We start from the raw sequence: 13,229 nt of genomic DNA, 5'->3' as shown, positions 1-13,229 counted from the left end.
CAGGAAACGACTCTCCTGCCATCTGCCCACGTCCGCAACCGGAACGCCATAGTGGAGCCACGGAGCTCGGGAATTACGATGTGACGGGTGTACATAGCAGCGTTGGACAACGGAGCAGTCCCGGACATACATCCCGAGGCGTACATCGCGCACGGCGTGACCGTGGTCGGCAGGGTCCGGATCGGCCGGGCGTCCAGCATCTGGTACGGCTCCGTTCTCCGCGGCGACGACGAGCGGATCGAAATCGGCCAGGAATGCAACGTACAGGATCTGTGTTGCCTGCACTCCGACCCGGGTGAGCCCGCGGTCCTGGAGGACCGGGTCAGCCTGGGCCACAAGGCCATGGTCCACGGCGCCCACGTGGAGTCCGGCGCGTTGATCGGCATCGGCGCGATCGTGCTCGGCGGCGCCCGCATCGGGGCGGGCACACTGGTCGCCGCCGGAGCGCTGGTGGGCCCGGGCAAGAAGATCCCGGCCGGCGTGCTGGTCGCCGGCGTGCCCGGGAAGATCGTGCGCGAGCTCACCGACGACGACCGGGCGTCCTTCGCCCGCACGCCGGACAACTACATCGCCAAGGCGCTCAGGCACCGGCAGGCGTCATCGCTTTGATCAGGACCTCGTCGGACACCGACGCGTTGTTGAGCGGGTCGGCGTACTCTGGCAGCTCGGGCCGCAGGAACCGGACGAAGTCGACGGTCAGTTCAAGGTCGGGCCGGCCGCTGACCTGCTTGGCGTTGGCCTTGGCCGCGTCCTTCTTGAGGGTGTTGTAGCTGTCCCAGTCCGTATAGGCGGTGACGCCCCATTGCAGCACGTCAGGCAGGGTCGAGGGCCAGCGGTTGCCGACCTTCCACTTGCCGCCGTCCTCCTTGTACAGCGCGACGAAGACGCGGCCCACTCTGGCCAGCACGAGCTCCACCCAGCCGTTCTTGACCGCCAGCTCCTTCGGCTTGGAGCTGCCGTCCTTGGTGTACTTCACCTCGACCTGACCGCTTTTTTCTCCAGTGCCGGTGGTGACCGACACCCAGTTGGGCGTGGTGTACGAGTCGGGCTGGCGGGCCATCAGTCCGCCGAGGGAGAACTTGCGCTTGGGCTGGCCGCCGCTCTTGCCCTCGACCTTGACCCGGGCGTGCATGACGATGTCGCCGGCGAGGTCCTGGTAGACGAAGGGGCCGCGGAAGCCGTCGAACCAGGCCGAGGTCTTGGGCTCCAGATACATCGAGCCCTTCACGGTCTTGTTCACGTCCCACTTGGCGATCCTGTCGACGTCCTTCTCGGTCTCGCTCAGCTTCGTCCACAAGGACAGGTCGGTCGCGTTCGCGAACTCCGTCGAGGCCTGGCCCACCTCCCCGCCGGGCGCCGGCGGGGTGACCTTGTCCAGGGTGACCAGCCCGGGACCGCTGGGCGTGGGTTGTGCCGAGGTAGTCGTGCCGCAACCGGCGAGCACGCTCGCGACCGCCAACGTCCCTGCTACCTTCGCCCTCATAGCGGACATTCTGCCGTGAAATGCCGATGGTTGATCCGATGGCTCCCAGTACCATGACGCCCGTGCCACCCTGGGACGCGTTCACTTCTGCCGAGGCGGAGGTCCGCGCGATGGTCGCGGACCCGCGCTGGCAAGGGCTTTCCGTGCCCGACCGCGCCCACGTCCTGGCCGCCAGGATTCTTGTGACCCCAGATGGCGACCGCTGGCTCTTCGGCGCGCACGCGCGCTGGCATCTGTACGACCCCGCCGACGGCCGCTGGCGCCTGGCGGCGCCGCCGCGGAGCACGCGGGCCCGGCAGGTGCAGCACGCCGCGGCCGTGCTGCCGGACGCGGTGCTCCCGTACGGTCCCGACTTCCACGCCGAGCCGGGCTCCACCCAGGCGTTCATCGGCCCCGACGTGTCGGCGGACCTGACCGAGCAGGTCAGGGTGCTGGTGCGGGCGAGCGGGCGCAAGTCGGAGCTGGACTATCCCCTGACGGCGTTCGACGAGATCTTCGCCTCCGACGTGCCGGGCACGGTGGCGGCGGTCTGGGGCACGATCATGTGGTGCGCGTACGCGCCCGCCTTCGACGGCAACGAGCGGCTGATCACCGTGTTCGGCGAATACCTGCGGCGCCCGCTGCCCGGCGACGAGTGGGTGCGCTGGTTGCCCGCGCCGCCCCTGCTCGACCTCGTCACGCTGGTGGCGGAGCGGGCGCGGGCCGGCCGCACGCGCGAGGCGCTCAGGCTCGCCGCCGTCATGGCCGACACGGCGCAGATCCTCCTGTCCGACACCCGTTTCAGGCCGCGGGCACTGGCGCTGCTCACCATGGTGGAGCCGATGCTGCGCCGGTCGGGGCTCGACGACACCTCGCCCGGTGACGAGGTGGTGCGTCAGGTCTGGCTGGGCCGCTGTCCCGCGCGGCTGAGCCGGGCGTTGCTGGTGGAGACCGATCCCGAGGCGCACTTCTCCCACTCCGTCTACGACCTGGCCGAGGCGCTGGCTTTCATGCCGCACCCGCCGCGGTCCACGGCGGCGTTCCTGGCCGATCTGTCGGACTCCAGGGGTCTGCTGCCCGCGCGGCTGGATCACCGGCTCAGGATGGCATACGAGGAGCTGGAGCGGGCCGGGCTCACTGGAACCTCTGCGGGGGAGACGACCGCGCCGGACGGGTTCCCCGCACAGGGGCGGCCCGGCGGGGTGTCGATCGCCCCCTCGCCGGTGCTGGAGGTGGCGCCGCCGGACCGGGCCAGCGCGGCGGCGGTGCTCGGGGCCGCGTACGCGACGGGGCTGGCGTGGGGCAGGCTGACGGGGGCCAAGGTGCCCGAGCGCGGGCTGGCGGGGCAGTCGGCGCTTGTGCAGAAGCTCGTCCACGAACGCGACGATCACCATGAACATGACACAGGTCACTACTAAACCACTTATCCCGCTATTTCACCCTAACCACCCCTATATCGTTCTAACACTCCAGGTAACAGGAAATACGCTGAATTGTGATCTCGGATTCGGGAAATGATCCCACTGGGGTCCCGCGGCACGGAAAGGAATGACTCCGATGGGCCATGTCGCCGGAAGGGGCCGCACCGTAACCTCGTAGAGGGTGTGGGCTGCGGAAGGAAAGGACGACGCGGTGGGGCACGACGACCTGGACTCTCGGGTCCACGACCGTGTCGCGTTGGACGAGATTGCGCTCTACGCCGAGGTGCTCACGGCCGTGGCTGTCAGCGAGCGGCGGCTGACCTTGGACGAACTCGACGACGCGCTCGGATTGCGGACTTCGGCGAGCCGCTGAAGGACCATACGACCATCACGATTACCGACCCCGGGGACCTAGTTCCCGGGGTTTCGCATAACTAGTCACTTGCCCCCATCGGTCTCCTCCGTACAAATGAGGCATCCTCACATTCGACGGAGACTTACGAGACGGAGACTTACGAACGGACGAGGCGCGCGATCGCCGCGGAGGCCTCTTTCACTTTCGCCTCGGCCTCGGGCCCGCCGGTGTTGATCGCGTCGGCCACGCAGTGCGAGATGTGCTCCTCGAGCAGCCCCAGCGCCACCGCCTGCAGCGCCCGCGTGGCCGCGGAGACCTGGGTGAGCACGTCGATGCAGTATGAGTCGTCATCGACCATTCGCTGCAGGCCCCTGATCTGACCCTCGATGCGCCTGAGCCGCGTCAGATAGGCCTGCTTGTCTCCGCTGTACCCATGCATGCCTCTACGGTACCCGGAACCGGTATCCCTCAGTGGAGATCCGTGATCAGCTTCTCCCACTGATCGGCCACCTCGCCGGCCGAGTGGCGCAGCGCCGTGTCCAGCGCACCTGCCGCGAGCGAGCGCCGCCTGCGTTCGTCGTCGATCAGCGCGAGCAGCGCCGCGGCGAACAGGTGCGGGTCGGCGTTGGATACGGTGCCGGACCTGGGCACGTCGGATGCGGTGCCGGACTCGGGCACGTCGGGCTGGGGCACCAGAATCCCGTTGTAACCCGTGGCCACGAACTCCGTCGGCCCCTTGGCCCCCTCGAACGCCACCACCGGCACCCCGCACCCCATGGCCTCGAGCACCGTCATGGACTGGTCCTCGGCCCGCGAGGTGTTGGCCACGATCGACGCCTTGGCGAACTCGCCCGCCAGGTCCGGCGTGGTGCCCATGAAGTAGACGTGGTTGTGCAGGTCGAGCTCGCGCACCAGCGCGCGCAGCCGCCGCTCCTCCGGGCCGCCGCCGTAGAGCCGCAGCCGCCAGTCGGGCCGCTTGTCGGCCACGATGGCGAACGCCTTGATCAGCCGGTCGTACGCCTTGACCGGCACCCACCGCCCGCCGGCGGCCACGATCCTGTTGTCCATCCGCGAGCGCGGCCACGGACCGGCCGCCAGTGCGTCCTGTACGGAGTGCACGACGGGCCCGCCGTCCAGGAGCCTGGTCCACTCCTCCTGAGCCGACTCCGTGGCCGTCACAACGGCGTTCAGGCGCGGATAGAAGCGTTTCACGGGCGCGGGCACGGCCGGCCGCGACCATTCCCTGGCGATCTTCAGCATCTCGCGGGGAGCGTGCCTGGCGGCCTGGACGCCGAGCGCCGGCCGGGTGGTGATCAGCACGTCGCACTTGAGCCCGCGCAGCACCCGCCACAGCGCCACCTCGGTGCGCACCTGGCCGCGCGGGAGCAGGTGCCTGACGCCCGGCCGGGCGTCGACCACGCTGCGCATGGCCACGTCGGGGTCGACGGGGAAGAACGGCTTCTCCTTCTGCCGCCGTACGCTGATCACCTCGACCTCGTGCCGCTTCGCCAGCGCCGAGGCGAGGTTGAGCGTGGCCCGCACATCGCCCCGCATGCCGTACGCGGAGGGCAGGACCAGGCTGACCTTCATCCGCCCACCTCGATGCGCAGCTCGTCGTCGGCGGTGTAGCAGGGTTTGATCGGCACCCCGTCCACCTTGGCCGAGGGGTAGTGCAGCCGGCGGCGCTTGCCGTCCACGTCGTCGAGCCAGGCGCCCAGCTTCAGCGGCGTGGGCACGCCCTCGACCTGCAGCGCCGGCTCCCAGGTGCCGGAGCCTACCGAGGTGTCGGAGCTCGGGGGGTCGGCGGCCACCACGTCCACGAGAGAGAAGGCGGCGTGGAAGCGCACGCCTTGGACGAAGGCCGTGGCCGTCACCCGCGCGCTGGTCTGCCGGCGGTCCAGGGTCAGCGTGGCCTCGTGGCGGGAGTCGTCGTCCTCGAGCCCGGAGTAGGCCAGCAGGCCCATGACCTCGAAGCGGCCTTCCCTGAACCAGATCGCGCGCACCTCGGCGGCGGGCTCCGCGTCGGAGATCTTCAGCGCGAGGAACCCGTTGCGGGTGCGGTAGGAACGGTAGGCCAGGGTGCGCTTGCACAGGGCGTAGGCGTCGAGGTGGTCGAGCGAGAAGCCGGGATCGACGCTGCGCAACCTGCTGCGCTTGCCGTTCGCCCCCCGCAGGTAGGCATCCCAGCGCCCGGCACTGAGGTCCAGCGGCGCCAGCGAGACCGCCAGCGTGGCCTCGCGCGATCGCGCGCCCCGAGTGCCGAGCCGCACGTCGCGCTCCACCCCCGTGGTGCGGTTCCTGAGGACGAGCTCTGTGCCCTCTTGTAGTGGTTCGTCGATGGCCAGTCGCAAGGAGAGCACGTCAGCCAGGGTGACCTCGGCGTCGGTGACGACGACGCCCATCACGAGCCCCCTCCCCGTCGAATAGAGCCATGCGACGTTGAGGTTACCGTGATTTTCCCGTTATGTGGATGGTTGATTTCTTGTAACCACCCCTGCTGACATGCGAAACTCCTCCACCACACGTGTGGAGGAGTCCGACATTTCCCGGTCAGGAAGCGCCTTTGACCGATTTGATCAAGAGCTGAGCCACGTCCACGACTTCCAGCGACTCCTTGGCCTCACCGTTGTTCTTCTTCTCGTTGATCGCATCGCCCAGCATCACCATGCAGAACGGGCAGGCCGTGGACACGGTGTCCGGGTTGGTGGTCAGCGCCTCGTCCACGCGCTCGGTGTTGATGCGCTTGCCGATGCGCTCCTCCATCCACATGCGCGCACCGCCCGCGCCGCAGCAGAAGCCGCGGTCCTTGTGCCGGTGCATCTCCTGCGTCGTGACGCCGGGCACCTTGGACATGATGTCGCGGGGCTGGGAGTAAACCTTGTTGTGGCGGCCGAGGAAGCACGGGTCGTGGTAGGTGATCTTCTCCTCGATCGGCGTGATCGGGGTGAGCAGTCCCTCGTCCACCAGCTTCGACAGCAGCTGCGTGTGGTGCACGACCTCGTACGTCCCGCCGAGCTGTGGGTATTCGTTCGCGAGCGTGTTGAAGCAGTGCGGGCAGGTGGCGACGATCTTCTTGACGCCCGCCTCGTTGAGGGTCTCGATGTTCTGCTGGGCGAGCATGTTGAACAGATATTCCATGCCCAGGCGGCGGGCCGGGTCGCCGGTGCACGCCTCCATCGGCCCCAGCACCGCGAACTTCACGCCCGCGATGTGCAGCAGCTCGGCCACGGCCTTGGTGGTCTTCTTGGCCCGGTCCTCAAGCGCGCCCGCGCAGCCCACCCAGAACAGGTATTCGGCGTCCTCGGGCATCTTCTCGTCGACGACCTCGACCTCGAAATCGAGCTCCTCGATCCAGTCGGCCCGCTTCATCTCGGACATCCCCCACGGGTTGCCCTTGTTCTCCAGGTTCTTGACCATCACCCCCGCCTCGGACGGGAACGACGACTCGACCATCACCTGGTAGCGGCGCATGTCGAGGATGTGGTCGATGTGCTCGATGTCCACCGGGCACTGCTCGACGCACGCGCCGCAGTTGGTGCACGACCACAGCACGTCCGGGTGGATCACGCCCTCCTCGCCGACGAGCGGCTTCTCCAGCAGCGCCAGCACGTCCTTGTCGGCGTGCTCCGTGCTCGCCGCCATCAGGTAGGGCGCCACCTTGAAGGCGTGGTCACGCTGGTCGAGGATGAGCATCTTCGGCGACAGCGGCTTGTCCGTGTTCCACGCCGGGCACTGCGACTGGCAGCGGCCGCACTCCGTACAGGAGTAGAAGTCCAGGAACCCCTTCCACGTGGTGTCGCCGATCTTGCCGCGCCCCAGCCGCTCCGGATCCAGGTCCTCGTCCTCGAAGTCCACCGGCTTGCCGTCCACCCGCATCTCCACTGCCGCGCCGAGGCCGTCGGGGCGGCGCGAGAACAGCACGTTCAGCGGCGCGGTGAAGATGTGCAGGTGCTTGGAGTGCACCACGATCACCAGGAACACCAGCATGAAGCCGATGTGCAGGAGCAGCGCGATCTCCTCCAGCAGCCCGCTCTGCGGCAGCACGTCGCCGAGCGCCAGCGAGACGAAGGCGCCCGAGGAGTACGGGAAGTTCCCGTTGGCCGCCGCCGCGCCCCTGGCCAGGAAGAGCGTCCAGATGATGTTGAAGATCATGAACAGCACGAGCCACGCGCCGCCCAGGTGGGAGCCGGAGAAGCGCGAGCTGCGGCCGAGCTTCTCGGGCGCGTTCTTGATCCGGATGCCCGCGAAGACCGCGAGACCCGCCAGGCACGCCACCGCGATGAAGTCCTGCAAGAAGCCCAGCACGCCCCAGGTCCCGATGAGCGGGATGTGGAAGTCGGGCCGGCCGGTGATCGCCCCCTGGACGATCGCGCCGTACGCCTCGATGTAGACGGTCAGCAGGATGAAGAACGCCCACATGACGAAAAAGTGCGCGGTGCCCGACGGCGTCCACTTGAGCAGCTTCTTCTGCCCGAACACCTCGACCAGCTGCGCCTTGGCCTCGTCGGCGGCGTGCGTCTTGGCGTAGTCGATCCGCTCAGGCGCGGGCGGGCCCACGGTCGCCAGCTTGTACAGGAACAGCGCCCTGCGGCCGGCGACGGCCACCGCCAGGACGGTCATGACGAGTCCGATGATGGCTACCCAGAGCACGGGTTCCTCCCACAGACGACGTTGGCTGCCAGCGTACGGTCACCCGAACCACCGACCGCTACCCTGATCCTACCCGTGAGTAACTTTGCCAGGGTACGCGACATACCCTATGGTCACCGCGCTGTGTAGAACAATGCTCTAGCCAGCGAAGTACCTCTGGATGGTCGGCCCCAGCAACTCGACCAGCTCCTCGGGATCGGCGCTCGCCAGCGGCTCCAGCTTGAGCACATAGCGCCCCAGGATCACGCCGAACATCTGGGCGAACGCGGCCTCGATCCGCAGGTGCGGCACCTCCAGCCGACCGGCCACCTGGTAGAGCAGGGCGTTGGTGATGAACTCCCGCATCATCGCGGCCGCCTGCTCGTTGGTCATGGCCGATCGGATCAGCGCAACCATCGGCTCACGCGTCTCCGGCGAGGCGGTGACGCGCAGGATCAGGCGGACCAGCCGCTCGCCGATCTCTTCGCGCGGGCCCTCCAGCAGCAGCGGGATGACGGTCTCGGGGCTGACCGGCAGCTGCATGGCCGCCGCGAACATGCCCTCCTTCGTCGCGAAGTAGTGGTGCACGAGGGCGGGATCGACCTTGGCCTCCCTGGCGATGCCGCGCACCGTGGCCTTGTCGAACCCCTTCTCGGAGAACACCTTCCTGGCCGCCGCCAGGATCTCTCCACGTGTGTCGGCAGACCCGGGCCGACGCCCCGGACGCCGCTTTACTGTGCTCATGGCCTCACTCCGCGAGGCCGGCTCGGTCGCCACACGCCGCGCGTGCTCACCGGCCCACCGCCAGATAGACCCGCATCGGCACCGACAACACGCCCTCCGGGAACTCCTCGCGCAACTCCGCCCGCTGCCGCTCGACGAGCGTGCCGGCCGCCTGCGCCGACAGCGCCGCCATGTACGAGTGCGAGCGTAGGTCCAGCAGGAAGTCCTCGATGCCGACCAGCCGCGTCCACGGGATCCAGCGCTCCTCGATCACCTCGAAAGCCGAGGCGATGGGCGGCACCGACCACTCCTCGACGGCCGGCCCCCAGTAAGCGGGGACCTCCTCGGCCAGGCGGGCCTCGTAGGCGGCCAGCCAGTCCGCCTGGGCGGCGTGGTGGAAGTTCCAGCAGCCCACGATCGCGCCACGCCGCCGCAGCACCCTCCTGGCCTCGGCGATCGAGACCACCGGGTCCAGCCAGTGCCACGACTGGCCGTACGCCACCAGGTCGGCCACCCCGTCCGCGAGCGGCAGCGCGTTGCCGTCGCCCTGCACCGCCGCGACGGCCGGCGTGCCGTTCGCGGACCGGGACATGAGCTTGGCCAGCATCTCCGCACCCGGATCGACCGCGATGACGTGCGAGCCACGTGCCCTGAGCGCCCGCGTCAGAATGCCCGTGCCCGCCCCTACGTCCACGGTCGTGGCGCCGTCCAGGTCGACGCCGGTCAGCTCGCTCACCGCGCGATACATCTCGTCGGGGTAGCTGGGCCGGCCCGCGTCGTAGGCGTCGGCCACGCGGTCGAACACCCTGCCAAGATCCCTCATCGGCCCGATGTTCATGTAGACGCCGCCAGGTGCAACCGCGCGAAGGCCAGCCCTTCGGCCAGATCGTCGATCCGCTCGGTACGGCTCGCCGCCTTGCGCGTGTTGATCTCGAGCACGACCAGGCCGGAGTAGCCGGTCTTGGCCAGGCGCTCCAGCATCTGGGCGCAGGGCTGGTTGCCCCTGCCCGGCACCAGATGCTCGTCCTTGTTCGTCACCCCGATGCCGTCGGCCAGGTGGAGGTGTGCCAGCCGGTCGCCGAGCTTGGCGGCCATCTCCATGGCGTCCGAGCCGGACACGGCCGTGTGCGACAGGTCCAGGGTGACCTGGGGGAACTCGTAGTCGATCGGGTTCCAGCCGGGCGAGTAGGGCACCACGTCGTTGCCCCTGGCCCGCAGCGGGAACATGTTCTCCACCGCGAACGTGACGTCCGTCTCGTCGCGCATCCTGGCCAGCCCCACCTCGAAGTCGCGCGCGTAGTCGCGCTGCCAGCGAAACGGCGGGTGCACCACGACTGTCGAGGCGCCCAGGCGCTCGGCCGCCTTCTGTGCCTTGACCAGCTTGGCCCAGGGGTCGCGGCCCCACACCCGCTGGGTCACCAGCAGACAGGGGGCGTGAATGGCCAGGACAGGAACTTGATAGTGCTCGGAGAGCCGCTCGATCACGTCGATGTCCTGGCTCACCGGGTCGGCGCCGACCATGATCTCTACGCCGTCATAGCCCAGGCGGGCGGCCAACTCGAACGCGTCAGGAGTGCGTTCCGGATATACCGAAGCAGTGGACAATGCGATCTTCGCATTGGGCACGCGGATGACATCAGCCACGCTGCCAGCCTAAGCCGGAGAACCGGATATGGCGCGCTAGCCCCTGTGGTGAGCCGCCTCACCACGGAGGTTGTGCATCTACCGTTGGGGCATGCCACGGATAGCCAAAGGCGCGATCCCGAGCCCCAACATCTGGAACACACCCCAGGTCTACGAGGTGGAGAACCGCGCCGTCGATCCCGAGGGCGCCGCCGACGCGGCGATGCGCGCCCTGCGCCCTTGGGACGCCGCCACCGTGCTCGACATCGGCTGCGGCACCGGTTACCACCTGCCCGTGCTGGCCAGGTCAGCCGCGAGCGTGATCGGCGTCGAGCCGCACGGCGACCTGACCATGCTGGCCCGCCGCCGGTGCGCCGCGCTGGCCAACGTGAGCGTGCACGCCGCCGCTGCACAGGACCTGCCGCTGCCGGACGCGAGCGTGGATGTGGCGATGGCACGCTGGGCGTACTTCTTCGGTCCCGGCTGCGAGCCGGGGCTCCGGGAGCTGTCCAGGGTGGTCCGCCGCGGCGGTGCGGCCTTCGTCATCGACCTGGACGCGACGCGGGGCTCGTTCGGGCGGTGGTTCTCGCGCACCGTGCCGACGTACTCGGCACGCGAGGTCGAGGCGTTCTGGGACCGCCACGGGTGGCAGCGTCAGCCGCTGGACCTGCGCATGACCTTCGAGCGACGGGCGGACCTGGAGGCGGTGCTGCGCATCGAGTTCGCACCCGAGGTGGCCGAGCAGGCCATCGCCGAGACGCCCGGGCTGGAGCTGCCCTATCCGAACGTGTTGCGCTGGCGCTATTACTGAGCACCCCAGGGGCTTGACCTTGACGTCAGTGTCAATGTTTACCCTTGGGGGTATGCGCATCGGAGAGCTGGCGGAACGCACCGGAGTGAGCACCCGCTCGCTCCGCTACTACGAGCAGCACGGGCTGCTCAGCGCACGGCGCGGTTCCAACGGCTACCGGCAATACTCCGAGGACGACGTCAAGCTGGTCACCGAGATCCGGGCCCTGCTCGCCGTCGGCTTCACCTTGGAGGACACCCGGCCGTTCGTGGACTGCCTGCGCAGCGGGCACAGCACGGGCGGCTCGTGCGCCGAGTCCGTGGAGGTCTACCAGCGCAAGCTGGCCGAGATCGACGAGGAGATCCGTCTCCTGCTCACCCGCCGCGCCGAGGTGGCCGCCCAGCTCGCCCAATCGTGCCCAGGTTGCTTTGTCAGGGGATGAAACATGATCACATTGACGACTGAAAACTTCGACGAGCAGGTGCTCAAGAGCGACCGGCCGGTGCTGGTGGACTTCTGGGCCGAGTGGTGCGGTCCCTGCCGGATGGTGGCGCCCGTGCTGGAGCAGATCGAGGCCGAGCGCGGCCTGACGATCGGCAAGCTCAACACCGACGAAAACCCGGAGATCATGGCCAAGTACGGCGTGATGGGCATCCCCACGCTGATCCTGTTCGAGAACGGCGAACCGGTGAAGCGCGTGGTCGGCGCCAAGCCCAAGCGCCTCCTGGAGTCCGACCTGGGCCTCGTCTAGCCAAGATTGTCGGCCTGTGCCGCTACCCTGCTCGGCATGGCCAAGTCAGCCCAGAAGCCCGGATACCGCTGCGCCGAATGCGGTTGGCGCACCACCAAATGGGTGGGGCGGTGCGGCGAGTGCCAGGCGTGGGGCACGGTCGACGAGGAAGGCGCCCGGGCCGGCGTCACCATCGTCCAAGGCGGCGCCACCAGCGCGCCCGCCGTCCCGATCGGCCAGGTCAAGGCCGAGGTCGCGGCCGCCCGCACGACCGGCGTGGGAGAGCTCGACCGGGTGCTCGGCGGCGGGCTGGTGGCCGGCGCGGTCGTGTTGCTGGCGGGCGAACCCGGCATCGGCAAGTCCACGCTCCTGCTGCAGGCCGCCGCCCGCATCGCCCAGCGCGAGACCGTGCTCTACGTGACGGGCGAGGAGTCGGCCGCCCAAGTGCGGCTGCGAGCCGACCGCATCGCCGCGATCGAGCCCAACCTCTACCTCGCCGCGGAGACCGAGTTGTCGGCCCTGGTGACGCACGTGGAGAAGGTCCAGCCCACGCTCCTCGTCGTCGACTCGGTGCAGACGGTCGGCTCCGCGCAGGCCACCGGCGTGCCCGGCGGGGTGACGCAGGTGCGCGAGGTGGCCGCCAATCTCGTGCGTCTGGCCAAGGACCGCAACATGGCCACGGTGCTCGTCGGCCACGTCACCAAGGAAGGCTCGATCGCCGGCCCCCGCACGCTCGAGCACCTGGTCGACGTCGTGCTCAACTTCGAGGGCGACCGCCACTCCAGGCTCCGCATGGTGCGCGCGATCAAAAACCGGTTCGGCCCCACCGACGAGGTCGGCTGCTTCGACCTGCACGAGCGCGGCATCGAAGGCATCACCGACCCGAGTGGCCTGTTCGTCTCCCGGCGCAGCGAGCCGGTGCCCGGCACCTGCGTCACGGTCACGGTCGAGGGCACCCGCCCGCTGCCCGCCGAGGTCCAGGCACTGGTCGCGCGCACCGAGGCGCAGCAGCCCCGGCGCACCTCCTCCGGCCTCGACACCTACCGCGTGCAGATGATCCTGGCGGTCCTGGAGCGCCGGCTCAACGCCCGCCTCGGCGGCTGCGACGTGTTCACCGCGACCGTGGGAGGCATCAAGCTGGCCGACCCCGCCGTGGATCTGTCGGTCATGCTCGCGGTGGCCAGCGCCGCCGGCGACAAGCCGCTGCCTCCGGGACTGGTGGCCCTGGGCGAAGTGGGCCTGGCCGGTGAGCTTCGCCCGGTCAAGGACGTACGCAGGAGGTTGACCGAGGCGGCCAGGCTGGGCTTCAAACGCGCACTCGTACCGGCCGGATCCTTGGAAGACGGCGCCCGGCGGCGTAACGGGCAGCGTGCTCTGGTGCCTGTGGGGCCTGTGGCGTTCGCGCCCGGGTTCGAGGTGGTTCAGGCGGAGAACGTCTGGGACGCACTCACACACGTCACATAGCGCGGCTAAGCTGACGGTTGACCGATCGACAC

General features: G+C 69.0%; 15 protein-coding genes. 7 read left to right on the top strand and 8 right to left on the bottom strand.

The features are described from left to right. The first annotated feature begins 87 nt into the window (after positions 1 to 87). The gene (locus ACTWQA_RS13890) at positions 88 to 609 is read left to right on the top strand and encodes a gamma carbonic anhydrase family protein (RefSeq protein WP_327587371.1); all 522 of its coding nucleotides are present in this window, start codon (positions 88 to 90) and stop codon (positions 607 to 609) included. On the opposite strand, the gene ACTWQA_RS13885 is transcribed toward ACTWQA_RS13890, so the two are convergent. Next, positions 581 to 1,483 carry a hypothetical protein gene (locus ACTWQA_RS13885; protein ID WP_443159631.1) on the bottom strand — a complete coding sequence of 301 codons (903 nt, stop codon included), beginning with the start codon at positions 1,481 to 1,483 and terminating at the stop codon, positions 581 to 583. The genes ACTWQA_RS13890 and ACTWQA_RS13885 overlap by 29 nt on opposite strands. Positions 1,484 to 1,536: 53 nt before the next feature. Between ACTWQA_RS13885 and ACTWQA_RS13880 the strand changes: the two genes are divergently transcribed. After that, complete coding sequence (locus ACTWQA_RS13880; RefSeq protein ID WP_443159866.1) at positions 1,537 to 2,880, top strand: hypothetical protein; 1,344 nt, start codon at positions 1,537 to 1,539, stop codon at positions 2,878 to 2,880. A 184-nt stretch (positions 2,881 to 3,064) separates the two neighbouring features. Further along, positions 3,065 to 3,256, top strand: coding sequence for a hypothetical protein (locus ACTWQA_RS13875; RefSeq protein ID WP_211370473.1), 192 nt, complete (start codon positions 3,065 to 3,067; stop codon positions 3,254 to 3,256). A 139-nt stretch (positions 3,257 to 3,395) separates the two neighbouring features. Here ACTWQA_RS13875 and ACTWQA_RS13870 read toward each other — a convergent pair whose 3' ends face one another. The 7 genes from ACTWQA_RS13870 to ACTWQA_RS13840 form a co-directional block, all read right to left on the bottom strand. Next, positions 3,396 to 3,677 carry a metal-sensitive transcriptional regulator gene (locus tag ACTWQA_RS13870; RefSeq protein ID WP_393166373.1) on the bottom strand — a complete coding sequence of 94 codons (282 nt, stop codon included), beginning with the start codon at positions 3,675 to 3,677 and terminating at the stop codon, positions 3,396 to 3,398. Between the two features lie 29 nt (positions 3,678 to 3,706). Next, positions 3,707 to 4,828: a glycosyltransferase gene (locus ACTWQA_RS13865; RefSeq protein ID WP_443159630.1), complete on the bottom strand. Its 1,122-nt coding sequence runs from the start codon at positions 4,826 to 4,828 to the stop codon at positions 3,707 to 3,709. Continuing rightward, a complete protein-coding gene (locus ACTWQA_RS13860) occupies positions 4,825 to 5,640 on the bottom strand; it encodes a hypothetical protein (protein WP_443159865.1) in 816 nt (271 codons plus the stop codon). Before ACTWQA_RS13860 ends, ACTWQA_RS13865 begins: the two co-directional genes overlap by 4 nt. Positions 5,641 to 5,788: 148 nt before the next feature. Further along, the gene (locus tag ACTWQA_RS13855; RefSeq protein ID WP_305917299.1) at positions 5,789 to 7,888 is read right to left on the bottom strand and encodes a (Fe-S)-binding protein; all 2,100 of its coding nucleotides are present in this window, start codon (positions 7,886 to 7,888) and stop codon (positions 5,789 to 5,791) included. 138 nt (positions 7,889 to 8,026) lie between these two features. Beyond that, positions 8,027 to 8,611, bottom strand: coding sequence for a TetR/AcrR family transcriptional regulator (locus ACTWQA_RS13850; protein ID WP_443159629.1), 585 nt, complete (start codon positions 8,609 to 8,611; stop codon positions 8,027 to 8,029). A 46-nt stretch (positions 8,612 to 8,657) separates the two neighbouring features. Further along, a complete protein-coding gene (locus tag ACTWQA_RS13845) occupies positions 8,658 to 9,413 on the bottom strand; it encodes a class I SAM-dependent methyltransferase (RefSeq protein WP_443159628.1) in 756 nt (251 codons plus the stop codon). An 11-nt stretch (positions 9,414 to 9,424) separates the two neighbouring features. Then, a complete protein-coding gene (locus ACTWQA_RS13840) occupies positions 9,425 to 10,234 on the bottom strand; it encodes a sugar phosphate isomerase/epimerase family protein (protein WP_305917302.1) in 810 nt (269 codons plus the stop codon). Positions 10,235 to 10,325: 91 nt separating this feature from the next. Between ACTWQA_RS13840 and ACTWQA_RS13835 the strand changes: the two genes are divergently transcribed. From ACTWQA_RS13835 to radA, 4 genes are read left to right on the top strand one after another with little or no spacing between them, the layout of a single operon-like run. Then, positions 10,326 to 11,024, top strand: coding sequence for a class I SAM-dependent methyltransferase (locus tag ACTWQA_RS13835; protein ID WP_443159627.1), 699 nt, complete (start codon positions 10,326 to 10,328; stop codon positions 11,022 to 11,024). Positions 11,025 to 11,076: 52 nt separating this feature from the next. Further along, on the top strand, positions 11,077 to 11,445 hold the full coding sequence (locus ACTWQA_RS13830) for a MerR family transcriptional regulator (RefSeq protein WP_443159626.1): 369 nt from the start codon (positions 11,077 to 11,079) through the stop codon (positions 11,443 to 11,445). Positions 11,446 to 11,448: 3 nt separating this feature from the next. Beyond that, positions 11,449 to 11,754 carry a thioredoxin gene (gene trxA, locus ACTWQA_RS13825; RefSeq protein WP_305917305.1) on the top strand — a complete coding sequence of 102 codons (306 nt, stop codon included), beginning with the start codon at positions 11,449 to 11,451 and terminating at the stop codon, positions 11,752 to 11,754. A gap of 36 nt (positions 11,755 to 11,790) precedes the next feature. Next, complete coding sequence (gene radA / locus ACTWQA_RS13820) at positions 11,791 to 13,197, top strand: DNA repair protein RadA (RefSeq protein WP_443159625.1); 1,407 nt, start codon at positions 11,791 to 11,793, stop codon at positions 13,195 to 13,197. Positions 13,198 to 13,229 lie beyond the last annotated feature (32 nt).

The sequence above is a fragment of the Nonomuraea sp. 10N515B genome, from assembly GCF_052245915.1.
Classification (GTDB): Bacteria; Actinomycetota; Actinomycetes; order Streptosporangiales; family Streptosporangiaceae; genus Nonomuraea.
Note: the sequence above shows the minus strand (reverse complement) of the source record. Positions and strands in the feature narration are given on the sequence as shown.

Coding starts and splice junctions, on each gene's coding strand:
- ACTWQA_RS13885 (WP_443159631.1), bottom strand. CDS start 1,483: ATGAGGGCGAAGGTAGCAGGGACGTTGGCGGTCGCGAGCGTGCTCGCC.
- ACTWQA_RS13880 (WP_443159866.1), top strand. CDS start 1,537: ATGACGCCCGTGCCACCCTGGGACGCGTTCACTTCTGCCGAGGCGGAG.
- ACTWQA_RS13870 (WP_393166373.1), bottom strand. CDS start 3,677: ATGCATGGGTACAGCGGAGACAAGCAGGCCTATCTGACGCGGCTCAGG.
- ACTWQA_RS13865 (WP_443159630.1), bottom strand. CDS start 4,828: ATGAAGGTCAGCCTGGTCCTGCCCTCCGCGTACGGCATGCGGGGCGAT.
- ACTWQA_RS13860 (WP_443159865.1), bottom strand. CDS start 5,640: ATGGGCGTCGTCGTCACCGACGCCGAGGTCACCCTGGCTGACGTGCTC.
- ACTWQA_RS13850 (WP_443159629.1), bottom strand. CDS start 8,611: ATGAGCACAGTAAAGCGGCGTCCGGGGCGTCGGCCCGGGTCTGCCGAC.
- ACTWQA_RS13845 (WP_443159628.1), bottom strand. CDS start 9,413: ATGAGGGATCTTGGCAGGGTGTTCGACCGCGTGGCCGACGCCTACGAC.
- ACTWQA_RS13835 (WP_443159627.1), top strand. CDS start 10,326: ATGCCACGGATAGCCAAAGGCGCGATCCCGAGCCCCAACATCTGGAAC.
- ACTWQA_RS13830 (WP_443159626.1), top strand. CDS start 11,077: ATGCGCATCGGAGAGCTGGCGGAACGCACCGGAGTGAGCACCCGCTCG.
- trxA (WP_305917305.1), top strand. CDS start 11,449: ATGATCACATTGACGACTGAAAACTTCGACGAGCAGGTGCTCAAGAGC.
- radA (WP_443159625.1), top strand. CDS start 11,791: ATGGCCAAGTCAGCCCAGAAGCCCGGATACCGCTGCGCCGAATGCGGT.